Source organism: Streptodolium elevatio, assembly GCF_040649515.1.
GTDB lineage: Bacteria > Actinomycetota > Actinomycetes > Streptomycetales > Streptomycetaceae > Yinghuangia > Yinghuangia elevatio.
Genome location: NZ_JBEZFP010000153.1, coordinates 1 through 20,866 on the forward strand (window position 1 = coordinate 1; position 20,866 = coordinate 20,866).

The following is a 20,866-nucleotide window of genomic DNA, read 5'->3' on the forward strand; positions in this document are numbered from 1 at the left end:
GGGCAGTCGGCCGGCCGGGCAGACGGTCGGTCAGGCGGTCGGTCAGGCGGTCAGGCGGTCGGCCAGTCAGTCGGTCAGGTGGGTCAGGTGGTCAGGCGGTCGCCCAGGGCTGCCAGTAGCGCGGCCACGCCGGGCGGGCCCGGTACGACCACGTCGGCCCGCTCGGCCAGTTCGTGCACTTCGGTGGAGGCGCTGCACACGGTGAGGCCCGCGATTCCCTCGCCGCGCATTCGCTCCACGGCGTCGAAGGCCGCGAGGTCGCCGAGGTCGTCGCCGGCGAACAGCACGCTCCCGGCCGAGCATTCGGCGGCGAAGGCAGTCAGCGCCCGTCCCTTGTCCATGCCCGGCGGACGCAACTCCAGGACGTAGCGCCCAGGTTCGACGGCCAGGCCATTCGCGTCCGCAAGCTCGGCGAGCGGTGCGCGGAGGGCGTCGAACGCGGCCTGCGGGTCCGGCGCACGACGCGTGTGCACCGCCACCGCACTGCCCTTGTCCTCCGACCAGGTGACGTCGGCCAGGCCCAAGGAGTCGAGGAAGACCGGTAGTTGACGGCGTACCGCGTCGACGCCCGCGGGTACGTCGGGCGCGGTGACCCGCCCGGTGGCCGCATCCCAGCGCTCCAGCCCGTAGTGGCCGAGCACGACGAGGCCGTCCAGGCCGGGTACGTCGGCGAAGCCCCCGTACTCGACGGCCACCGCGGCGGGCCGACCGGTGATCACGACGGCCGCCGCCAGGTGCGGGGCGAGCCGGGCGAGCGCGGCGACCGCGTCGGCGTCCGCGCGGGCGTCGCGCGGGTCGTCGACGATCGGGGCGAGGGTGCCGTCGAAGTCGAGGGCCACCACCCCCCGGGCCGGGTCGTCCAGAAGGGCCGAGAGTCCGGCCTTGCCTGCGGGCGTCGTCGGGTGCGGCAGCTCCATGGCCTCCAACCTACCCGGGGACGGCCGGACCTCCCGGATCCGGCACGTCCGCCGCGCGCCGGGCTCGGCGGGGGCGAGGCGGGCGACAGCGCGGAGCGGCGTGTCCGTGGGGCGGGCTGCCCGTGGCGCAGGCCGTCAGCGGGGTGGCACGCCGGCCGGGGCCCGGGGTGTCTCGGTGCCCAACACCTTCCGGACCAGCGGCGCGTTCGGCGCGTCGACCACGATCACCACGAGGCGGGCCTGCGAGATGCCCTGGAACGTCGGCTTGATCCGGCGTACCTCGGGGAACGCCGCGGCGAGCCGCTTCGCCGCGGCCTCCTGCCCGGCCGGGTGGTACACGGTCGTCGCCGGAACACGCCCGTGCCAGGCGCCCGTTCCGGTGACCCGCCAGCCCGCGGCGGTCAGTTTCGCGGTCAAGGCGCGGGCCGCGGCGGGGGTACGCGCCTGGTCGAGCACCACCACGTCGCCGAGCCCGCGTGGCGCGTCGGGTGCGGGCGGCGGCGCTCCGGCCGAGGCCGGGACCGCCGGGGCGGCGGCCGCCGCGGGAACGGCGTGCGGGGCGATCGGCTCCGCCGGTGCGGCGGCCGTACCGCCGCCGGTCGAATGGCCGAACCCCGCGACGAGCCCGCCGACCAGGGCGGCGACCGCCACCACGGCGACGGCCGACGACCCGGCCGCGCCGAGGCGGTCCAGCGGGTCCAGGACCGCGTCGGCGTCCGGTTCGTCGAGGTGGTCGGGCCGCCGCCACACGCCGGGGCCGCGGCCGAAGCCCTCGAAGGTGTCGCCGGTGTCGGTGAGATCACGGGGGTGTCGCGGGCGGCGGAAACGGCTGAGGGACATCGGCGTTCACTCCGGCGGTCCAGGGACGGGCGGGACAGCGACGGCATCGCGGGCAGGCAGGCGGACACAGATGTTCGGACGCGGGCCACCGCCCGGTCCGTCAGTAGGCCGCAGGCTCGCCGGCCGCCGAAATCGCAGGCTGGTGCGAACACGCGGTGGTAATAACGGTTTTCGTCGGCCCCCTACCCAAACAACGGGCGGGGTCAGAGGTGGGTTGCGGGAGGGCAGTCCGGGGGCGATCCGCGGAACGCCACCCGGCTCGGCCCGTCACGGAACTCCGTTCGGTCGGCTCCATGACGGGCTCGGCCGCGACGGGCCGACGTGCCTGCCCTCAGGGCCGGTGTCGCCGGACCGTCGTCGCGGACCTGGCCGTCTGGCGTGCGGCGCGCAGCCTACGCAGGCGCTGGACCAGCATCGGGTCGTGCTCCAGCGCCTCGGGGCGGTCCAGCAGGGCGTTCAGCGCCTGGTAGTACCGGGTCGGCGAGCAGCCGAAACGGTCGCGTACCGCCCGCTCCTTGGCCCCGGCATGCCGCCACCACTGGCGCTCGAAGTCGAGGATCTCGACGTCGCGCGCCGTGAGGCCGCCCTCCCCGTCGGCGCCGGGTCCGTTCGCACCAGGGATGTTCGTGCCGGTGCCGGGGACCTGCGCGGCGGTGTGGTCGGACTCGGGGGCCTGCTGCGGGAGGACCGCGAGGTCGTCGAGTCCGGGTATCCGCGCGGTCGCCTCGTACCTGTCCGTGTCCCGCTCGCTCATCGCCTCGCCCGCTCCTCCGTCGCCGTGCGTCCTGCGCGGGCTCTCGGCCCGTGCCCGTCATTGTGCCCGCCGCCACCGACGTCACCCTGCACCGCCACCACGGCCCGGGCCGGAAAACCACCCGATTCACCCGACTGAGCCGCCGGGCACGGTACGCTCCGCCGGAGCGCCCGCCTCTGACCCGAACCGCACCCCCGCCGACCTCCCGTCGAACCCCCTCCCCGGTGGGCGGAGCCGGACCATTCGGGCACTAAGCTCCGCCCATGTCGACTTTTGCCGTTCACATCCCCGACGCCGAGCTCGAACCGGACCCGCTCGACCCGTCGCAGATCGTCTCCGGTTCGCCCGAGGTCTCCGGCAAGGTGCTGTGGGAGTCCGAGGACGGGAAGATCATCCGCGGTCTGTGGCAGATCACGCCCGGCGTGGTGACCGACACCGAGGCCAACGAGATGTTCGTGGTGGTCAGCGGTCGCGCCACCATCGAGGTCGAGGGCGGCGAGACGGTCGAGGTCGGCCCCGGCGACGCGTGCGTCCTGGAAGAGGGCGCGAAGACCCGCTGGACCGTCCACGAGACGCTGCGCAAGGCGTACGTCATCCAGTACTGAAACGAGACCCGGCCGCGGACCCGGCGGGTCGGCGCCCGGGCCGTCGGCATACACGGCCGTCAGCACAGCGGGAAAAGGCCGGGCAGGGCGCTTCGGGGGCGCGCCCTGCCCGGCCTTTTCGGTCCCGGGATCGGAGCCCTCGTCGGGCGGGCCGTCGGGCGGGCTACTTGATCGAGCCCGCGGTCAGGCCCGACACCACGTGCTTCTCGATGAAGGCGAACAGCACCACCACCGGCACGATCGCGATCACCGACCCGGCGAACAGGTACTGCCACTGCACCTCGTAGACGCCGAGGAAGTTGTTGATGCCGACCGTCAGCGGCTGCTTCTCCGGGGTCGTGATGAGGGTCAGCGCGACCACGAACTCGCTCCACGCCGCGATGAAGGTGAAGATCACCGCGGTCACGATCCCCGGCATCGCCAGCGGCAGCGTGACGCGGCGCAGCGCGCCGAGCCGCGACGCGCCGTCGATCATCGCGGCCTCCTCCAGTTCGACCGGGATCGAGCTGAAGTACGCGGTCAGGATCCACACCGAGAACGCGAGGTTGAACGCGCCGTTCACCAGGACCAGCGCCCACATGGAGTCGAGCAGGTCGAAGATGAAGAACTCCCGGTACAGGCCGACCAGCAGCGACGTCGGCTGGAACATCTGGGTGACCAGCACCAGCAGGAGGAACAGCCCGCGGCCCCGGAAGCGGCGCCGCGCGGTGTAGTACGCCGCGGGCAGCGCGACGACGACGACCAGCAGGGTCGACAGCGCGCACACGATCAGCGAGACCTTGAGGTTGTCGCCGAGCGTCGAGTCCTTCCATACGTCGACGAAGTTCGACCACTGGAACTCCGAGGGCAGGTAGCTGTCCTCGGTCAGCTGGTCGGCGGGGCGCAGCGCGGTGACGAACATTTCCAGGTACGGCAGCACGAACAGGATGGCGACGACCCACGCGGTCGCGCCGATCGCGAGCTTGCGCCCGGTGCCGGTGGGGCGGCGGCGCGGCGCGGGCAGGGCCAGTGCGCCCGCACCGCCTCCCGTCGCGCCGCCGGTCGCGTCCGCGGCCGTGGCCCGGGTCCCGGCGTCGGCCACCTTGTCTGCCACCGTCTCGGCGGTCGGGTCGGCCATGTCAGTCCGTCTCCTTGTTCCACCGGCTCACCCGCAGGTAGACCAGCACGAGCACGATGATCAGCCCGAAGTTCACGACGGACATCGCCGCGCTCTCGCCGATGTCGGTGGACTTGAGCTTGTACATGAACGTCGTCGTGGTGTCCGTCTGGTAGCCCGGTCCGCCGCCGGTCATCGCCCAGATGATGGGGAACGAGTTGAAGACGTTGATGAGGTTGATGACGACGGCGACGAGGATCGCGGGGCGCAGCAGCGGCAGGGTCACGCTGAGGTAGGTGCGCCACTTGGACGCGCCGTCCATGCGGGCCGCCTCGTACACGTCGGCGGGGATCGTCTGCAGTCCGGCGAGCAGGGTGTAGGTGGTGAACGGCAGCGACACGAACACCGCGACCGCGATCATCCAGGGGAACGCGGTCTCCGGTTTGCCGAGCCAGTCCTCGCCCTTGTCGATGACGTGCAGGTCGACCAGCAGCGTGTTGATGACGCCCCGGCTGTGGTGCAGCATCCAGCGGAACACCACGGCGGTCATGAACACCGACGCGGCCCAGGGGATGATGAGCGCCCAGCGGGCCGCCCGGCGGCCGGGGAACTGCTGGTTGAAGAGCTGCGCGAGGCCCAGCGAGAGCACCAGCGTGATGGCCACGACGAAGACGACCCACACCAGCGTGTTGCGCAGGACGTGCCCGAAGTCGGGTTCGTCGAACAGCTTCTGGTAGTTGTCGAAGCCGTTGGAGCCCTTCACGACGCCGGTTCTGCGGATGCGCAGGAACGAGCTGCGCACCATCTCGACGACCGGCCACAGCACGACGAGGGCGATCAGCAGGATGGCCGGGCCGAGCCACAGCAGCGGCTCGAAGCGCCGCCAGGGACTGCGGCCGCGCCGGCCCTTCGGCGAACCGCCTTTCGCGGTACGCCCCTTGGGCGGCCCCCCGGCGGGCGGTCCGCCCGGCGACGGACGGTCCGGTGTGTGGCTTCCCGACGTCGGGCTCCCCGACGTCGGACCCGTCGGTTTCGGGCTCTCCGGCGAGGGGGCCGGCGATGGTGACGCGCGCACGATTTCGCTCCTCCCTCTCGCGAGGGGTCGTTCGGGCGCCGGCGGGTGCCGCCCGGACGCGGGTGGACGTCCGGACGGCACCGGTCGGGCCTGGCGGGAGTCGGGGCGGCGGCGGCCGCCCCGGGCGGTGTCGCGGCGGGCCGGGCGGCTCCGTTCCCGGAGGCCGCCCGGCCGCGGTCGTCACTGCTGCATCTTGACCGCTTCCTCGGCCGCCTTCTGGAGCTGGTCGAGGACCTCCTTGGGCGACTTGCCGCCGACCGCGGCCCCCAGCTCGGTCTTGATCTTCGGCGAGATGACGTCCCACGCGGTGTCGTTGACCGGGTAGAACTTGGCGTTCGGCATCATCTCGATGAAGGGCTTGAGCTTCTCGTTCGCCGGGTCCGCGGCCATCTTGGTCATGACCGACTTGGTCACCGGGACGAACGAGTTGTCCTGCTGGAACTTCAGCTGGTTCTCGGTGTTGTACGCGACATCGAGGAACGCCTTGATCTGGTCCTTGTGGCCGTTCTGCTTGAACGCCATCACGTAGTCCGCGACGCCCAGCGTCTCGGTGAGCGGCCCGGACTTGCCGGGGATCGGTGCCGTACCGAAGTTGATGTTCGGGTACTTGTTCTTGAGCTGCGGAAGCATCGTCGGGTGGCCGTTGACCATGCCGGCGCTGCCGCCGTAGAAGTCGGTCCAGATCTCGGCGCGCTTCTTGGTGCCGGGGTTGGGCTCGGTCAGGCCGGGCTTGACGAGGTTGTCGTTGATCCAGTTGAGCGTGTCGACGTTGGCCTGGCTGTTGATCGTGTACTTGTCGCCGGTCTTGTACGCGCCGCCGTTGCCGAGGAACCAGTTCATGAACTCGCCCTGCGGTTCCTCCGAGCCCATCGGCAGGCCGTACGGCGTGGCCACGCCCGCGGCCTTGAGCTTCTCGGCCACGGCCTTCAGCTCGTCCCAGGTCTTGGGCGGCTCGGCAATACCGGCCTTGGCGAACAGGTCCTTGTTGTAGAACATCTGCCGCGCGCTCGACGTGAACGGAATGCCGAACTGCTCGCTGCCGACCGACGACGAGGGCAGGAAGGACTCGATGAGGTCGGCGCGCGTGGCGTCCGACATGACGTCCTTGACCGGGTAGAGAAGGTCGTCGGCGACCTTGTCGGCATAACCGCCGGTCTGCAGGATGTCCGGGAGCTGCTTGTTCTGGATCATCGTGGCGACCTTCTTGTCGATGTCATCCCAGCTGATGACTTCGAGGTCGACCTTGATCCCGGGGTATTTGGCGTTGAAGTTCTTGATCACGCCGTCCCAGTACGCCTTGGTGCTGCCGTCACCCGAGCCGTAGTCGGCGACGGCCAGCTTGAGCGTGGCGTCCTTCGGCGCGCCCGAGCCGCCCTGTGCGCCGTTGTCGGACGAGTCGTCCTTGTCGTCGTCGGAACCGCACGCGGTCAGCATCAACGACGCGGAGAGTCCAATTGCAGCCGCTGCCATCAGGTGACGCTTCACCCTGAAACCACCTTTTCACCGGAGATCACGACTGGTCGCCGTCGGCTCCGGCACAAGCGGAGCCGCCTGCTTGCCCTTGCTCATATGTGTTCGCAAACTGCCTGTCCCGCAAACTTTCAAGCAGTGACGAGCATCTTGGGACTCCGCTGGTATGCAGTCAACACCCCTGGCGGCAAAAGGTCTACACCAATTCCGCCCTTCCCGAGGAGACACGTTTCAGCACGGGGAAAAAGCGCACGACAATTGCCGACCTTCGCGAAGTAATCTGACAAACCCGCGAGTTGTCGATCGATAACGATTAAGTGATGCCGTCACCCGGAAGAGCCGGGAGGACGCCCCGAAACCGGGTCAGACGCGGACGACGCGTACGCCGGCCTCGGTGAAGCGGTCCACCACCGCGTCCGGCGCGGCGGCATCGGTGACGAGGATGTCGATCGCGTCCACCGGGCAGATGCGGGCGAACGCCCGGCGGCCCAGCTTCGACGAGTCCGCCGCCACGATGACCCGCTCCGCGCCGGCCGCCATGAGCTGGTTGATGCTCGCCTCGCCCTCGTGGTGGGCGCTCGCGCCGTGCTCGACGTCGACCGCGTCCACCCCGAGCATCGCGACGTCCAAGGCCACCTCGCGCAGGATGCCGGTGGCCAGCGGCCCGATCAGCTCGTACGACTGGGGCCGGGCCACCCCGCCGGTCACCACGATCTTGACGTGCCTGCGCACCGCCAACTCCCCCGCGATGTTCAGCGCGTTCGTCACCACGGTCAGCGACGTCGCGTCGCCGTCGGCGTGCAGGTCGGCGCGCGTCACCAGGGCCCTGGCCACCTCGGTCATCGTCGTGCCGCCGTTGAGGCCGACCGTCTGGCCCGGCTGGACGAGCCCCGCCGCGGCCACCGCGATGCGCTGCTTCTCGGGCGCGCGCCGGGCGGTCTTGTAGCGCAGCGGGAGGTCGTAGGAGACCGAGTGCGCCACCGCGCCGCCGCGGGTGCGCGTGAGCATCTGCTGCTGCGCGAGTTGGTCGAGGTCGCGCCGGATGGTCGCGGCGGAGACGTCGAGCGCGTCGGCGGCCTCCTCGACCTCCAGGCGCCCCTCCTTGGCCAGCAGCTCCAGGAGCGCGCCCCACCGCTCGTACCGGCTCACCCAAGACCTCCCAGTGTCGGGACTCATCCTCCCGCGTGCGCCGCGCGGTGGGCACGGCGGGCCCGCCGACCTGCGCCCTCCGTACAGCACACTGTATGGCGTTCTTGCAGTTTTATGCTTTCAACTGCTATTCAATGAGCACATTCGAGCACCACGGGGCTCGATCCGCCCCCGGGAGGCAGCGCCCATGACGCCGAGCCACGGCACGGACGGCCCTGCCGTCGGTGCGGGACACACGCTCACCGAGATCGCGTCCCAACCGGAGCTGTGGGCACGCGCGGCGGCACTCGCCACCGACAAGCAGGACCCCGTCGCGGGGCTCCCCCGTCCCGGCGAACGCGTCGCGGTCGTCGGCTGCGGCACCTCGTGGTTCGTCGCCCAGGCGTACGCCGCACTCCGCGAGCAGGCGGGCCACGGCTGGACGGACGCGTTCGCCGCCTCCGAGTTCCCGGCCGGGCGCGCGTACGACCGGGTGCTCGCCCTGACCCGCTCCGGCACCACCACCGAAGTGCTCGGCCTGCTCGCCGCCCTGCGCGGCACCGTCGCGTGCACCGCCGTCACCGGCACCCCCGGCAGCCCCGTGGTCGCCGCCGCCGACGAGACCGTGATGCTCGACTTCGCGGACGAGACCTCCGTCGTCCAGACCCGCTTCGCCACCACGACCCTCGCCATGCTGCGCGCGCACCTCGGCGAGGACCTCGACACCGCGATCCGCGACGCCGCCCTGGCCGCCGTCGACCCGCTGCCCGAACCGCTGGTCGCCGCCGAGCAGTTCACCTTCCTGGGCACCGGCTGGACGGTCGGGCTCGCCGCCGAGGCCGCGCTCAAGATGCGCGAGGCCGCCGGTGCGTGGACGGAGAGCTACCCGGCCATGGAGTATCGGCACGGGCCCATCAGCATCGCGGCCCCCGGTCGGGTGACGTGGGTGCTCGGCCCGGTCCCCGACGGCCTGACCGACGACGTCGCGGCCACCGGCGGACGACTGGTCGCCACAAGCGCCGACCCGATGGCCGAACTCGTGCGCGTACAGCGCCTCGCGGCGGCCGTCGCGTACGCCCGCGGCCTCGACCCGGACCACCCGCGCCACCTGACGCGGTCGGTCGTGCTTGAGCAGGAGTAGAACGTGAATCCGCAAGGCGAGCAGATGCAACTGGCGCAGGACCCCGCGCCGCCGCACGGTCCGGTACCGGACGGCGGCGCCGGGCCGGCGCCCGCGTGTGTCGTCGCCCTCGACGTCGGCGGCACCGTCATCAAGGGCGGCCTGGTCGGCGCCGACGGCACCTTCCTGCACACCGAACGCCGCCCGACCGGACGCGAGGGCGGCGCCGAAGCCGTCACCGGGCGCATCGTCGGATTCGCCGACGACCTGCGCGCGACGGCCGTACGGCTCGGCCTGGCCCCGCGGGCCGCGGGCGTCGTTGTCCCCGGCATCGTCGACGCGCGGTCCGGCGTCGCGGTCTGGTCGGCCAACCTGCGCTGGCGCGACCTGCCGTTGCGCGCACTGGTCGCCGAACGCCTCGGCCTGCCGGTGGCGTTCGACCACGACGTACGCGCGGGCGGCCTCGCGGAAGGCCGCATCGGCGCGGCGCGCGGCAGCGACAACTTCCTGTTCCTGCCGCTCGGCACGGGAGTCGCCGGGGCCTTCGTCGTCGACGGCAAGCCCTACGCGGGCGCCCAGGGCCGCGCCGGCGAGATCGGCCACATCGTGGTCCGCCCCGGCGGCGCGCCCTGCGGCTGCGGCGCGCGCGGCTGCCTGGAGGCGGAGATGTCCGGCCCGGCCGTGGCCCGCCGCTATGCCGAGGCGGTACCGGGCGCGCACGCCACCGCCGCCGAGGTGGTGGCCCGCGTCGGCGCGGGCGACCCGGTCGCGGCCCAGGTGTGGCACGAGGCCGTCGCGGTGCTCGCCGACGGCCTGCTCATCGCCCTGGCCCTGCTCGACACCCGCCTGATCGTGATCGGCGGCGGCCTGTCCCGGGCCGGCGAGACCCTGATCGCGCCGCTGCGCGCGGCGATGGTCGAACGCGCGACCGTGCAGCACGTCCCGCGCATCGAGGCCGCCGCGCTCGGCGACGACGCGGGATGCCACGGTGCGGCGCTGCTGGCCTGGGACGCCGTCGGGGTGGCCCGGTGACGCGCGTGACCCGGCTGACCGGCGCCCGGGTCGTGCTCCCCGACGGCATCCTCGACCGGGGCGAAGTCGCCTTCGCCGACGGGGTGATCACCGCTGTCGGAACGCCGCCCGCCGCGGACGCCGAACGCCCCGACCGCGTCCCGGACGACGCGGTCGACCTCACCGGGCACTGGCTGGTCCCCGGCTTCGTCGACATGCACGTGCACGGCGGCAGCGGCGCGTCGTACATGTCGGGCGACCCCGAACAGGCCCTGCGCGTCGCGGCCTTCCACCGCGCGCACGGCACCACCACCACGATGGCGTCGCTGGTGACCGCGCCGCATGACGAACTGATGCGCGCGGTGTCGCAGTTGGCGGGGCTGGTGGAGGACGGTGTGCTGGCCGGCCTGCACCTGGAGGGCCCGTATCTCAGCCGGGCGCGCTGCGGGGCACACGACCCGGAGCTGCTGCGCGACCCCGACCGGGCCGAGGTCGACGCCCTGCTCAAGGCCGGGCGCGGCACCGTCCGCATGCTGACACTCGCCCCCGAACTCGACGGCGGCGTGGACCTGGTGCGCCGACTCGTGGACGCGGGTGTGCTCGCGGCGGTCGGGCACACCGACGGCACGCACCGCGAGACGCTGGCCGCGCTCGCCGCCGGGGCGTCGGTCGCCACGCACCTGTTCAACGCGATGCGGAGCGTGCACCACCGCGAACCGGGCCCGGTCACCGCGCTGCTCCAGGACAGCGACGTCGTCGTGGAGCTGATCAACGACGGCGTGCACCTGCATCCCGGTATCGTCAACCTGGCCTTCCAGGCGGCCGGTTCGTCGCGCGTCGCGTTCATCACCGACGCGATGAGCGCGGCGGGGATGCCGGACGGCACGTACCCGCTCGGCCCGATGACGACCCGCGTCGAGGGCGGGATAGCGCGCCTGGTGGACGGCGACTCGATCGCCGGGAGCACGCTGACCCTGGACCGCGCGCTGCGTACCGCGGTACGCGAGAACCGCCTGCCGATGACCGACGCCGTACGCGCGCTGTCCACGACCCCCGCGCGTGCCCTCGGACTTGCCGACCGCACCGGGTCCGTCGAGGTGGGCAAGCGGGCCGACCTCGTGGTGCTCGACGCCGACCTGCGCGTCACCGGCGTGCTGTGGGGCGGCAGTTGGGTGGGGGACGCTCCGGCGGGCGGGCCCGGACAGCCGGGTGCGTGACGGCGCGATGATCCTCACCGTCACGCCCAATCCGGCACTCGACGTCACCTACCACCTCGACGAAGTGGTCTGGAACGGCAGCAACCGGGTCGGCCGGGTCGCGGCGCGCGCCGGCGGCAAGGGCGTCAACGTGGCGCGGGTGCTGGCCGCGCTCGGCATATCCGCGACCGTGCTCGGCCCGCTCGGCGGGCGCACCGGCGACGCGGTCCGTGAGGACCTGGCCTCGGCCGGGCTGCGGGACGCCGCCGTCGGCGTGGCCGGCGAGACCCGGCGCACCACGACCGTCGTGGACGCGGCCGGCGAGGCGACGGTGTTCAACGAGGCGGGCCCTCGGGTGACCGCGGACGAATGGGCGGGCGTCGTCCGCACCTACCGCGAACTCCTGCCCGGCGCACGGGCCGTCGCCCTGTGCGGAAGCCTCCCGCCCGGCCTGCCCGACGACACGTACGCCACCCTGATAGCCCTGGCCCGTGACGCGGGCGTCCCGGTACTGCTCGACACCTCCGGTCCGGCCTTCCACGCGGGTGTCGCGGCGGGGCCCGACATCGTGAAGCCCAACGCCGACGAACTGCGGGAAGCCACCGGCGAATCCGACCCGCCGCGCGCGGTGGCCGCACTGGCCGCCCGGCTGCGCGAGGCGGGCGGCGACGCCGTCGTGGCGTCCCTCGGCCCGCAGGGCCTGCTCGCCGCGACCGGAGGAGGCTGGTGGCGGGCCCGGCTGCCGTACGCCATCACCGGCAACCCGACGGGAGCCGGCGACGCCGGCGTGGCGGCACTGATCACCGGGCTCCTGGGCGGACGTCCGTGGCCCGACCGGCTCGCCGAGGCGGTCGCATGGTCCGCGTCGGCCGTGGCGTCGCCGGAAGCCGGCGACATCGACCGCACGACCTACGTCACGGCCCGCGCGCACGTCATCGTCGGGGCCGTCGAACCGCCCCCGGACCGGACGATCGGAGACACCGCGCATGCCACTCACCCCCACCGGTGACATCGTCGCGTCGGCCCGCCGGGACGGACGCGGCGCGGGCGCGTTCAACGCGATCACCCTGGAGCACGCCGAGGCCGTCGTCGCGGGCGCGGAGGCGGCCGGACTGCCGGTGATCCTCGCGGTCAGCGAGAACGCCGTACGGTTCCACGGCGGGCGGCTGCGGCCCCTCGCGGCGGGCTGCGCCGCGCTGGCCGAGGAGGCCGCGGTCCCGGTCGGACTGCACCTGGACCACGTGGTGTCCGAGGCGCTGCTGCACGCGGTCGAGGGGACGGCGGTCAGCTCGGTGATGTTCGACGCGTCCAAGCTGCCGTACGCCGACAACCTCGCGGCCACCCGCGCGGCCGCCGACTGGGCCCACGCCCGCGGCCTGTGGCTCGAAGCGGAACTCGGCGAAGTGGGCGGCAAAGCGGGTGAACCGGCGCTCGACGCGCACGCGCCCGGCGCACGCACCCGACCGGATGAAGCCGCCGCCTACATCGCCGCGACCGGCGTCGACGCCCTCGCCGTGGCGGTGGGCAGCAGCCACGCGATGACGACGCGCACCGCCCGGCTCGACCACGGGCTGATCGCGGAGCTGCGGGCGGCGGTCGGCGTACCACTGGTGCTGCACGGGTCGTCGGGGGTGCCGGACGACGAACTGCGGGCCGCGACGGCGCACGGCATGACGAAGGTCAACATAGGCACGGCCCTCAACATCGCCTACAGCGGCGCGATACGCGGCCACTTGGCGCGGCACCCCGGGCGGACCGACCCGCGCCCGTACCTGACCGAGGCGCGCGAGGCCATGGCCGAGGCGGTACGCCACCTGCTCACGGTCGTGGCGGCCGCACCCGCGGCCTGACATCCCCGTCGCGCCCGCAAGCGCCCCGAACTCCCGGGCTCCCCAGGTCGCTCGGGATCCGCAGGCTCCGCGGGCTCACAGCTCCAGGATCGCCCGCAGCGCGATCTCGACGCGCTCCATCGTGTCCGTGTCCACCCGTCCGAGCAGCTTGCCGTGGTCGAATCGCGCCTGCCGGAAGCCCGCGACGTCCGGCACCCCCACGACGCCCTGCACAGGCTCCGTGAGCGGCACGGTGACGAGCGACTCCGGGAAGGCCCCCGGTTCGTGCACCACGACGCACAACGCCTGGCCGTACAGCGCGGTGACCTCGTCGGCCCCCACGACCAGCACGGTGCGTTCCCGGCCGACGGTGGGAATCCGCCAGACCTGCCCCCGCCTCATCGCAGATCCGTCTCGGCCGCGTGCAGCACGTCGTCCGGCGGGGGAGCGGGATGCCCCGCGTCGGCGACCTCGCGCATCGCGTCCATCAGGAGCGCCGAGCGCAGCGCTTTCACGACATAGGCGGAGATGTCCCCGCCGGACGCCTCGCCCACCGCGGCCACAAGATCGCCCGGAAGCGACAGTGTGACCTCCACGACCGCCATGCCGACCATCCCCTTCCCCGAGGCAGGGGACCAACGTAGCGGGTATCCCGAAGCCGCCGAGATGATCCGGAACGGGGATGATCGCCACGGAGACGGGTAGAAGTGGGCGCATGCTGGGACTGCCGGAATCCATTCACGCGTTTCTGTTCGACCTCGACGGCGTGCTGACGCAGACGGCGAAGGTGCACGCCGCCGCCTGGAAGGACATGTTCGACTCCTTCCTGCGCGAGGAGGCGGACCGCGACGGGAAGCCCTTCGTGCCGTTCGACGCCGGCGCGGACTACGACACGTACGTCGACGGCAGACCGCGCCTCGACGGCACGCGCGCGTTCCTGGAGTCCCGCGGGATCGACCTGCCCGAGGGCGACCCGGACGACGCCCCCGGCAGCCGCTCGGTGCAGGGCCTGAGCAATCTCAAGAACCTGACCGTGCTGCGGATGATCAAGGAGCAGGGCGTCGACGCGTACGAGGGCTCCCTCGCGTACGTCCGCAAGCTCGCCGAACTCGACGTGCCCCGCGCGGTCGTCTCCTCCAGCGCCAACTGCCGCGACGTCCTGCACGTGGCCGGGTACGACGGCCTGTTCGAGGTGATCGTGGACGGCATCGTGGCGCACGACGAGGGCCTGCCGGGCAAGCCCGCCCCCGACACCTTCGTGGCCGCCGCGCGCAAGCTCGGGTACCCGCCGGAGAGCGCCGCGGTGTTCGAGGACGCCCTCGCCGGCGTCGCCGCCGGGCACGCCGGAGGCTTCGGGTGCGTTGTCGGCGTGGACAGGGTCGGTCAGACGGAGGCCCTGCTGCGGCACGGCGCAGACCAGGTCGTCACCGATCTGGCGCAGCTGATGGACGAGTCGGCGGCGGCCGGGCCGGACCGAGCGCACGAGGAGCGAGACACGGCATGACGGCGCACGACGCGTACACCATCGAGCCCTGGGGGCTCACCGAGCAGTCCCTCGACCTCGACGTCCTGGCTCGGGCGGAGTCGGTCTTCGCGCTGTCCAACGGACACGTGGGCATGCGGGCGAACCTCGACGAGGGGGAGCCGCACGGGCTGCCGGGCACCTATCTCAACGGGGTGTTCGAGCTGCGCCCGCTGCCGTACGCCGAAACGGCCTACGGCCAGCCGGAGTCCGGGCAGAGCGTCATCAACATCACCAACGGCAAGATCATCCGGCTGCTGGTCGACGACGAGCCGTTCGACCTGCGCTACGGCGACCTCAAGGAGCACCAGCGGCGCCTGGACTTCCGCGACGGGCTGCTCAAGCGCCGGGCGGTGTGGACCTCCCCCGCCGGGCGTACCGTGCGCGTCACCTCGACCCGCCTGGTCTCGCTCACGCAGCGGGCCGTCGCGGCGATCGCCTACGAGGTCGAGCCGATGGACGGGCCCGCCCGCATCGTGGTGCAGTCCGAACTGGTCGCCAACGAGCAGCTGCCGTCCGCCAACGGCGACCCGCGCGCGGCCGCCGTCCTGGAGGCGCCGCTCGTCGCCGAGCAGCACTCGCACCAGGGCGGCAAGGCGGTGCTGGTGCACCAGACCCGGTTCAGCGGCTTGCGCGTCGCCGCGACGATGGACCACATCGTCGAGTGCGAGGGGCCGCACCAGACCGAGACGGAGACCGAGGAGGACCAGGCGCGCTACAGCGTCACGACGGTCCTCAAGCAGGGTCAGAAGCTGCGGATCGTCAAGTTCCTGGCGTACGGCTGGTCCGCCGCCCGCTCGCTGCCGGCCGTCCGCGACCAGGTCGCCGCGGCCCTGACCGCGGCCCGCTACACCGGATGGGACGGCCTGGTCGCCGAGCAGAAGGACTACCTCTCGGACTTCTGGAAGCGGTCGGACATCGAGGTCGACGGCGACATCGAGTTGCAGCAGGCGGTGCGGTTCGCGCTGTTCCACGTGCTCCAGGCGGGTGCGCGCACGGAGGAGCGGGCGATCCCGGCCAAGGGGCTGACCGGCCCCGGGTACGACGGGCACTGCTTCTGGGACACCGAGACGTTCGTCCTGCCCGTGCTCACGTACTGCCTGCCGAACGCGGTGGCCCAGGCCCTGCGCTGGCGGCACTCGACGCTGCCGCTGGCCCGCGAGCGGGCCGCCCAACTCGGCCTGGCGGGCGCGGTGTTCCCATGGCGGACGATCCGCGGCGAGGAGTGCTCGGGCTACTGGCCCGCCGGCACGGCCGCGTTCCACATCGGCGCGGACATCGCCAGGGCGGTCGAGCGCTATGTGCGGGCCACCGGCGACACGGGCTTCGAGCGGGACTACGGCATGGAGATCCTGGTCGAGACGGCGCGCATGTGGCGCTCGCTGGGGCACCACGACGCCGAGGGCCAATTCCGCATCGACGGCGTGACCGGCCCCGACGAGTACAGCTCGATCGCGGACAACAACGTCTACACGAACCTCATGGCCCAGGCGAACCTGCGCGCGGCGGCCGACGCGGCGACACGGCACCTGCACCAGGCCGCGGCGCTCGGCGTGGACACCGAGGAGATGGCGCAGTGGCGGGACGCCGCCGCGTCGATGTACGTCCCGTACGACGAGAAGCTCGGCGTGCACCCGCAGGCCGACGGCTTCACGAACCACGAGATGTGGGACTTCGACAACACGCCTGCCGAGAAGTACCCGCTCCTGCTGCACTACCCGTACTACGACCTGTATCGGAAGCAGGTCGTGAAGCAGGCGGACCTGGTGCTCGCGATGCAGGTGCGCGGCGACGCGTTCACCGCCGAGGAGAAGGCCCGCAACTTCGCGTACTACGAGCGCCTGACGGTCCGGGACTCGTCGCTGTCGGCGTGCACGCAGGCGGTGATGGCGGCCGAGGTGGGCCACCTGGATCTCGCGTACGACTACCTCGCCGAAGCCGCCCTGATGGACCTGCACGACTTGGGCGGCAACACGCGCGACGGCCTGCACATGGCGTCGCTGGCCGGTGCCTGCATGGCGCTGGTCGCGGGCTTCGGCGGGCTGCGCGACCACGACGACCACCTGGTCTTCCGGCCGCGCCTGCCGTCCGGGCTGACCCGGGTGGCGTTCTCCATGCGCCTGCGCGGCGAGCTGGTGCTGCACACCGAGATCACCCGCGCCGAGGCGACGTACTCGCTGCGCGAGGGGGATTCGCTGAAGCTGATGCACGACGAGGAGGAGGTCGTGGTCACGAAGGACAGGCCGGCCAGCCGCCCGATCCCGCGCCCGGTGCCGCTGGAGCGGCTCAGCCAGCCGCCCGGCCGCGAACCCGCGCGGCGGCACGCGCAGTCCGGGCCTTTCCTGGCCTCCGACGACACCCCCGCGGATCAGACAAGCGACTGAGTGAACTCCGGACGGTCCGCGCGACCGTCCGCACCACCCCCTCGGTGGTCGAGGGAAGCCCCCCAGAGTGGCCGCCGAGCACGGTGTGCCGCTGCCGCCGGGACCGGCGGCCACTACGCTGGCGGTCGATCTCCGGCGCGCGGTCCGCGCCGGAGGGTGCTGTCGAAGCGGGGATGGGTGGTCATGGAGGCGCTGCGCCCGGAGGATCCGCGCACGCTCGGTCCGTACCGGCTGCGCGGCAGGCTCGGCGAGGGCGGCATGGGCGAGGTCTTCCTCGGCGTGTCCCCGTCGGGGCTGCGGGCCGCGGTCAAGACCGTACGTCCGGAGTACGCGTTCGACCCCGGCTTCCGGGACCGGTTCCGGCGCGAGGTGGCGGCCGCCCGGCGCGTGGACAGCGCGTGGACGGCGCCGATCGCGGCGGCCGACGCGGACTCCGACCCGCCGTGGTTCGCCACCGAGTACCTGACGGGCATACCCCTGTCCGAGGCCATAGCGACGTACGGTCCGCTGCCCGAGCGCGCGGTACGGGTGCTCGGCGCGCAGCTCGTGGAGGCCCTGATGGCCATCCACCGGGCCGACCTGGTGCACCGCGACCTCAAGCCGTCCAACGTCATCCTGGGGCGCGACCGGCCCCGCGTGATCGACTTCGGCATCTCGCGCGCCCTCGACTTCGCGACCCACGGGCTGACGTCGCCCGGCGGCGCGATCGGCTCGCCCGGCTACATGTCCCCCGAGCAGGCGGCCGGCGAGGAGGTCGACCAGCGCACCGACATCTTCGCGCTCGGCGGCGTGCTGGTGTACGCGGCGACCGGACGCACCCCCTTCGGGTCCACCCCGCAGAACGCGATGCAACTGCTGTTCCAGATCATCCACGGCGAGCCCAAGCTCGACGAGGTCCCGGAGAGCCTGCGCGGCCTGGTCGCCGAATGCCTCGCGAAGGACCCCGCGGCCCGCCCCACGCTCGACGACATCCTGCTGCGCACGGTCGGCGGCCTGGACGACGCGGAGGCCGCCGTGGCGGGCGCCTGGCTGCCGCCCGCCCTGGCCGCTGAGCTGATGCGCCGTCACAACGCGGACCCCACCGACTCGCTGCCGTCCGTACCGGCGCTCCCCGCGGCGTTCGGCACGGACAACGCCGAACTGCCGCCGACCCGCGCGCACAACGGCGCCGAGGGCGTCACCGACGTCCTCCACGCGCCCCCGCCGGCCCCGGCGCCGAACGCGCCGACCGCTCAGCTGCCGCCGCCCCGGCCGCCCGCGGCGACGATGGCCGCGACCAACGTCTTCGAGATCGCGCACGACACCGGCCCCCGCACCGACCCCGGCACCAGCCCCGCCCCCGCGGCGGCGCCGGCCGCCGCGCCGAGCGGGCGCACGCGCGGGCTCAGCCGCCGCTCGTTCCTGATCGGCGGCGCGGCCGCCGGGGTGGCCGCGGTCGGCGGGACGACCGGCTGGCTGCTGACCCGCTCGGACGACTCCGCGCGGGTCGCGTGGAACACCCCGGTAGGGCCCACCGCCCAGGCGTTCGCGGTCGTTTCCGGCAAATACCTGGTGATCGCGGGGTCCGGCGCGAAGTCGCAGGGCTCGCAGACCGCCGGGCTGGTCGTGTGCATCGACGTCGACTCGGGCAAGCAGCTGTGGACGCGCAGCACCGCCGCCCCGAACGTCAACCGCCCGGTGGTGACCGAGGACCGGGTGTTCGTCAACTGCTGGGCCGAGGTCGGCGACAGCTCGGCGCCCAGCAAGTACCACAGCACGATCTACGGGATCTCGCTCGGCACGGAAAAGGACAAGTCCGCGCGCAAGGAGCCCGGCACGATCGTGTGGCAGGTCGAGCACGACTCGATGGGCGTCCAGTTGGGCCACGCGGCGACGGACAAGGTGGTCGTCGTGACGTCGCCGCCCAAGGAGTCGGAGCCCGCCAAGACCTACGTGTACGCGTACGACGCCGCCGACGGGCCCGACGGCGCCCCCGTGCCCGTCTACACCGCCGACTCCTCCGCCCCGTGGCTGAACACGCCCTGGGTGGAAGGCAACACCGCCATCGTCTCCGGCAGCGCCGACTCCTACGGCGACTTCGGCATGCTCTACAAGGTGGACCTCACGGCCGGCTCCGGCGAGGTCCTGTGGACCGCCGCCAAGGAGAAGGACCTCGGCCCCCCGGTGGTGGCCCTGGGCCGGGTGTTCGTCCGCGCCCCGTCGTCGCAGGCGTCGAGCAGCTACGCCGAGGAGCGCTCCCTGTCCGCGGTGTGGCTCGAGACCGGCGAGACCGACTGGCGCGTCCCGGACCTGCCGGCGGGCGACGCACGACGGCTGGTCGTCGACGTCCCGACCGCCACCGTCGTGGTGATCACCAACGGCAACGACCAGTCGAACAAGGACAAGGTGGACGCGCGGATCCAGCTCTACGACGCCACGACCGGCGGCGTGCGCTGGGACGAGAAGCCGGAAGGCCTGATGGTCTCGGACGCCTCCGTCGACGGCACGACGCTCTACGTGTCGACGTGGCCGTCCGACCTCCAGTCGGGCTTCACCAAGCCGTCCGCGACCCCGACCGCGAGCCCGGGCACCGCCCCCGAACCGCCGCTCGGCAGCGGCCGGGTCTACGCCTTCGACCTCAAGAACGGTCGGCGCCTCTGGGACTTCCCGACCGGCACGCCGGGTGAACTGACCACCCCGCAGGTCGCGAACGGCGTGGTGTGCGTGGGTGCGTCGAGCCGCAACGGCGTGCTCGCCGCCGCGTTCGGCATCGACGCGAAGACCGGCAGGCAGCGCTGGAAGCAGGACTTCCCGGTGGGCCGGATCTCCGGGAACCTGTCCGCGAAGGGCCGGTTCCACCTGGTCGTGTCGCCGGGCGAGCCGGCCGACCCGTCGGCGACGCCGAGTGCCACGAAGACCGCGACGGGGACGCCGTCCACGACGCTCCCGACCGGGCCGGGTGCGACGGTGTACGGGCTGCGTCCGTAGTCGGGTCGGCGCCCGCGGTCGGGTTGGTCGGCAGGGCGTCCGCGGCCGGGTCCGCCAGGGCCGGACGATCCGTACCGTTGGAGTATGGACGCGCACATCTCGTTCCTGACCGACTACGGCACGGCCGACGGCTTCGTCGCGGTGTGCCGCGGTGTCATCGCGCGGATCGCGCCGGGCGCGCGCGTGCTGGACATCACCCACGAGGTCCCGGCGGGCGACATCCGCCGGGGTGCGGCGCTGCTCGCGCAGACGCTGCCGTACCTGCCGCCGGGTGTCACGGTCGCGGTGGTCGACCCCGGCGTCGGCACCCCGCGGCGCGGCGTGCTCGTGCGTACCGCCGAACACCTGTTGGTCGGGCCGGACAACGGCCTGCTGATGTGGGCGGCGGACGCGGTCGGCGGCGCGCTGTCGGCGCACGAGCTGACCGCTAGCGATCTGATGCTGCCGCGCGTCTCCGCGACGTTCCACGGCCGGGACGTCTTCGCCCCGGTGGCCGCCCACCTCGCGACCGGCACCTCGGCGCACCGGGTCGGCCCCCGGCTCGATCCCGGCGGCCTGGTACGCCTCCCGGACCCGGTCGCCTACGTCGTCGACGACACCGCACACGGCGAGGTGCTGACCGTGGACCGCTTCGGCAACGTCCAGACGTCGCTGGGCCCGGCCGAGTTGGCGGCCATCGGCGCGGCGCCGGGCGGGTCGGTGACCGTGCGCACCGTCGACGGCGAGTGGACCGTGGCCTTCGGCCGCACCTTTGCGGACGTGCCGCTCGGCGAGCCGGTCGCGGTGCTGGACTCGGCCGACCGCCTCGCCGTCGCCGTCAACGGCGGCAGCGCGGCGGCCTTGACCAGACTGGCCCCGGAAGGCCAGGTGTCGGTGTCACGCGCCGACGGGACGGCGTAGCAACCGCGCCGGGATCAGTCGGTGTTCGTCGGCTGCGTGGTCGACAGAGACA

Annotated in this window: 19 protein-coding genes; 10 read left to right on the forward strand and 9 right to left on the reverse strand. The window is 72.9% G+C overall.

Annotated features, from left to right (window positions below; genetic code table 11):
- Nucleotides 1-83: 83 nt before the first annotated feature.
- The 3 genes from otsB to AB0C36_RS36985 all read right to left on the reverse strand — a co-directional run bounded on the left by otsB (nt 84) and on the right by AB0C36_RS36985 (nt 2,511).
- Nucleotides 84-917, reverse strand: a complete 834-nt coding sequence (gene otsB / locus AB0C36_RS36975) for a trehalose-phosphatase (RefSeq protein WP_358362937.1) — start codon at nt 915-917, stop codon at nt 84-86.
- 135 nt (nt 918-1,052) lie between these two features.
- Complete coding sequence (locus AB0C36_RS36980; RefSeq protein ID WP_358362939.1) at nt 1,053-1,757, reverse strand: LytR C-terminal domain-containing protein; 705 nt, start codon at nt 1,755-1,757, stop codon at nt 1,053-1,055.
- A 331-nt stretch (nt 1,758-2,088) separates the two neighbouring features.
- The gene (locus tag AB0C36_RS36985; RefSeq protein WP_435839188.1) at nt 2,089-2,511 is read right to left on the reverse strand and encodes a DUF3263 domain-containing protein; all 423 of its coding nucleotides are present in this window, start codon (nt 2,509-2,511) and stop codon (nt 2,089-2,091) included.
- Nucleotides 2,512-2,774: 263 nt separating this feature from the next.
- Between AB0C36_RS36985 and AB0C36_RS36990 the strand changes: the two genes are divergently transcribed.
- Nucleotides 2,775-3,116, forward strand: a complete 342-nt coding sequence (locus AB0C36_RS36990) for a cupin domain-containing protein (RefSeq protein ID WP_358362940.1) — start codon at nt 2,775-2,777, stop codon at nt 3,114-3,116.
- A 163-nt stretch (nt 3,117-3,279) separates the two neighbouring features.
- On the opposite strand, the gene AB0C36_RS36995 is transcribed toward AB0C36_RS36990, so the two are convergent.
- The 4 genes from AB0C36_RS36995 to AB0C36_RS37010 form a co-directional block, all read right to left on the reverse strand.
- Nucleotides 3,280-4,233 (reverse strand): carbohydrate ABC transporter permease, encoded by a 954-nt coding sequence (locus AB0C36_RS36995; protein ID WP_358362941.1) that lies wholly within the window; start codon nt 4,231-4,233, stop codon nt 3,280-3,282.
- Nucleotide 4,234: 1 nt separating this feature from the next.
- Nucleotides 4,235-5,287: a carbohydrate ABC transporter permease gene (locus AB0C36_RS37000; RefSeq protein WP_358362943.1), complete on the reverse strand. Its 1,053-nt coding sequence runs from the start codon at nt 5,285-5,287 to the stop codon at nt 4,235-4,237.
- A 180-nt stretch (nt 5,288-5,467) separates the two neighbouring features.
- Nucleotides 5,468-6,757 carry an extracellular solute-binding protein gene (locus AB0C36_RS37005; RefSeq protein WP_358362945.1) on the reverse strand — a complete coding sequence of 430 codons (1,290 nt, stop codon included), beginning with the start codon at nt 6,755-6,757 and terminating at the stop codon, nt 5,468-5,470.
- A gap of 363 nt (nt 6,758-7,120) precedes the next feature.
- Nucleotides 7,121-7,906, reverse strand: a complete 786-nt coding sequence (locus tag AB0C36_RS37010; protein ID WP_358362947.1) for a DeoR/GlpR family DNA-binding transcription regulator — start codon at nt 7,904-7,906, stop codon at nt 7,121-7,123.
- Nucleotides 7,907-8,093: 187 nt separating this feature from the next.
- Here AB0C36_RS37010 and AB0C36_RS37015 point away from each other — a divergent pair, with 187 nt between their 5' ends.
- The 5 genes from AB0C36_RS37015 to AB0C36_RS37035 are packed head-to-tail and all read left to right on the forward strand — an operon-like array spanning nt 8,094 to nt 13,062.
- Nucleotides 8,094-9,026, forward strand: a complete 933-nt coding sequence (locus tag AB0C36_RS37015; protein WP_358362948.1) for an SIS domain-containing protein — start codon at nt 8,094-8,096, stop codon at nt 9,024-9,026.
- A 3-nt stretch (nt 9,027-9,029) separates the two neighbouring features.
- A complete protein-coding gene (locus AB0C36_RS37020) occupies nt 9,030-10,037 on the forward strand; it encodes an ROK family protein (RefSeq protein WP_358362949.1) in 1,008 nt (335 codons plus the stop codon).
- Nucleotides 10,034-11,233, forward strand: a complete 1,200-nt coding sequence (nagA, locus tag AB0C36_RS37025; RefSeq protein ID WP_358362950.1) for an N-acetylglucosamine-6-phosphate deacetylase — start codon at nt 10,034-10,036, stop codon at nt 11,231-11,233. The genes AB0C36_RS37020 and nagA overlap by 4 nt, the downstream gene beginning before the upstream one ends.
- 7 nt (nt 11,234-11,240) lie before the next feature.
- A complete protein-coding gene (locus AB0C36_RS37030; protein ID WP_435839189.1) occupies nt 11,241-12,221 on the forward strand; it encodes a 1-phosphofructokinase family hexose kinase in 981 nt (326 codons plus the stop codon).
- A complete protein-coding gene (locus AB0C36_RS37035; protein ID WP_358362954.1) occupies nt 12,199-13,062 on the forward strand; it encodes a class II fructose-bisphosphate aldolase in 864 nt (287 codons plus the stop codon). Before AB0C36_RS37030 ends, AB0C36_RS37035 begins: the two co-directional genes overlap by 23 nt.
- 75 nt (nt 13,063-13,137) lie before the next feature.
- On the opposite strand, the gene AB0C36_RS37040 is transcribed toward AB0C36_RS37035, so the two are convergent.
- Together AB0C36_RS37040 and AB0C36_RS37045 are read right to left on the reverse strand one after the other, a co-directional pair.
- Entirely contained in the window at nt 13,138-13,443 is a 306-nt protein-coding gene (locus AB0C36_RS37040; protein WP_235053671.1) for a putative type II toxin-antitoxin system PemK/MazF family toxin, read from the reverse strand.
- Complete coding sequence (locus AB0C36_RS37045; protein ID WP_358362956.1) at nt 13,440-13,646, reverse strand: hypothetical protein; 207 nt, start codon at nt 13,644-13,646, stop codon at nt 13,440-13,442. The genes AB0C36_RS37040 and AB0C36_RS37045 overlap by 4 nt, the downstream gene beginning before the upstream one ends.
- A gap of 110 nt (nt 13,647-13,756) precedes the next feature.
- On the opposite strand from AB0C36_RS37045, the gene AB0C36_RS37050 reads away from it, so the two are divergent.
- The 4 genes from AB0C36_RS37050 to AB0C36_RS37065 all read left to right on the forward strand — a co-directional run bounded on the left by AB0C36_RS37050 (nt 13,757) and on the right by AB0C36_RS37065 (nt 20,814).
- Nucleotides 13,757-14,545 carry an HAD-IA family hydrolase gene (locus AB0C36_RS37050; protein WP_358362957.1) on the forward strand — a complete coding sequence of 263 codons (789 nt, stop codon included), beginning with the start codon at nt 13,757-13,759 and terminating at the stop codon, nt 14,543-14,545.
- Nucleotides 14,542-16,947, forward strand: a complete 2,406-nt coding sequence (locus tag AB0C36_RS37055; RefSeq protein WP_358362958.1) for a glycoside hydrolase family 65 protein — start codon at nt 14,542-14,544, stop codon at nt 16,945-16,947. Before AB0C36_RS37050 ends, AB0C36_RS37055 begins: the two co-directional genes overlap by 4 nt.
- A 156-nt stretch (nt 16,948-17,103) precedes the next feature.
- On the forward strand, nt 17,104-19,914 hold the full coding sequence (locus AB0C36_RS37060; protein WP_358362960.1) for a protein kinase domain-containing protein: 2,811 nt from the start codon (nt 17,104-17,106) through the stop codon (nt 19,912-19,914).
- A gap of 84 nt (nt 19,915-19,998) precedes the next feature.
- Entirely contained in the window at nt 19,999-20,814 is an 816-nt protein-coding gene (locus AB0C36_RS37065; protein WP_358362962.1) for an SAM hydrolase/SAM-dependent halogenase family protein, read from the forward strand.
- The last annotated feature ends 52 nt before the right edge of the window (nt 20,815-20,866 follow it).

Excerpts from the sequence above, each read along its gene's own strand:
- AB0C36_RS37035 (WP_358362954.1), top strand. The coding sequence starts at position 12,199 with ATGCCACTCACCCCCACCGGTGACATCGTCGCGTCGGCCCGCCGGGAC.
- AB0C36_RS37005 (WP_358362945.1), bottom strand. The coding sequence starts at position 6,757 with ATGGCAGCGGCTGCAATTGGACTCTCCGCGTCGTTGATGCTGACCGCG.
- AB0C36_RS37040 (WP_235053671.1), bottom strand. The coding sequence starts at position 13,443 with ATGAGGCGGGGGCAGGTCTGGCGGATTCCCACCGTCGGCCGGGAACGC.
- AB0C36_RS36985 (WP_435839188.1), bottom strand. The coding sequence starts at position 2,511 with ATGAGCGAGCGGGACACGGACAGGTACGAGGCGACCGCGCGGATACCC.
- AB0C36_RS37050 (WP_358362957.1), top strand. The coding sequence starts at position 13,757 with ATGCTGGGACTGCCGGAATCCATTCACGCGTTTCTGTTCGACCTCGAC.
- AB0C36_RS36980 (WP_358362939.1), bottom strand. The coding sequence starts at position 1,757 with ATGTCCCTCAGCCGTTTCCGCCGCCCGCGACACCCCCGTGATCTCACC.
- AB0C36_RS36990 (WP_358362940.1), top strand. The coding sequence starts at position 2,775 with ATGTCGACTTTTGCCGTTCACATCCCCGACGCCGAGCTCGAACCGGAC.
- AB0C36_RS37055 (WP_358362958.1), top strand. The coding sequence starts at position 14,542 with ATGACGGCGCACGACGCGTACACCATCGAGCCCTGGGGGCTCACCGAG.
- otsB (WP_358362937.1), bottom strand. The coding sequence starts at position 917 with ATGGAGCTGCCGCACCCGACGACGCCCGCAGGCAAGGCCGGACTCTCG.
- AB0C36_RS37015 (WP_358362948.1), top strand. The coding sequence starts at position 8,094 with ATGACGCCGAGCCACGGCACGGACGGCCCTGCCGTCGGTGCGGGACAC.
- AB0C36_RS37030 (WP_435839189.1), top strand. The coding sequence starts at position 11,241 with ATGATCCTCACCGTCACGCCCAATCCGGCACTCGACGTCACCTACCAC.
- AB0C36_RS37045 (WP_358362956.1), bottom strand. The coding sequence starts at position 13,646 with ATGGCGGTCGTGGAGGTCACACTGTCGCTTCCGGGCGATCTTGTGGCC.
- AB0C36_RS36995 (WP_358362941.1), bottom strand. The coding sequence starts at position 4,233 with ATGGCCGACCCGACCGCCGAGACGGTGGCAGACAAGGTGGCCGACGCC.
- AB0C36_RS37065 (WP_358362962.1), top strand. The coding sequence starts at position 19,999 with ATGGACGCGCACATCTCGTTCCTGACCGACTACGGCACGGCCGACGGC.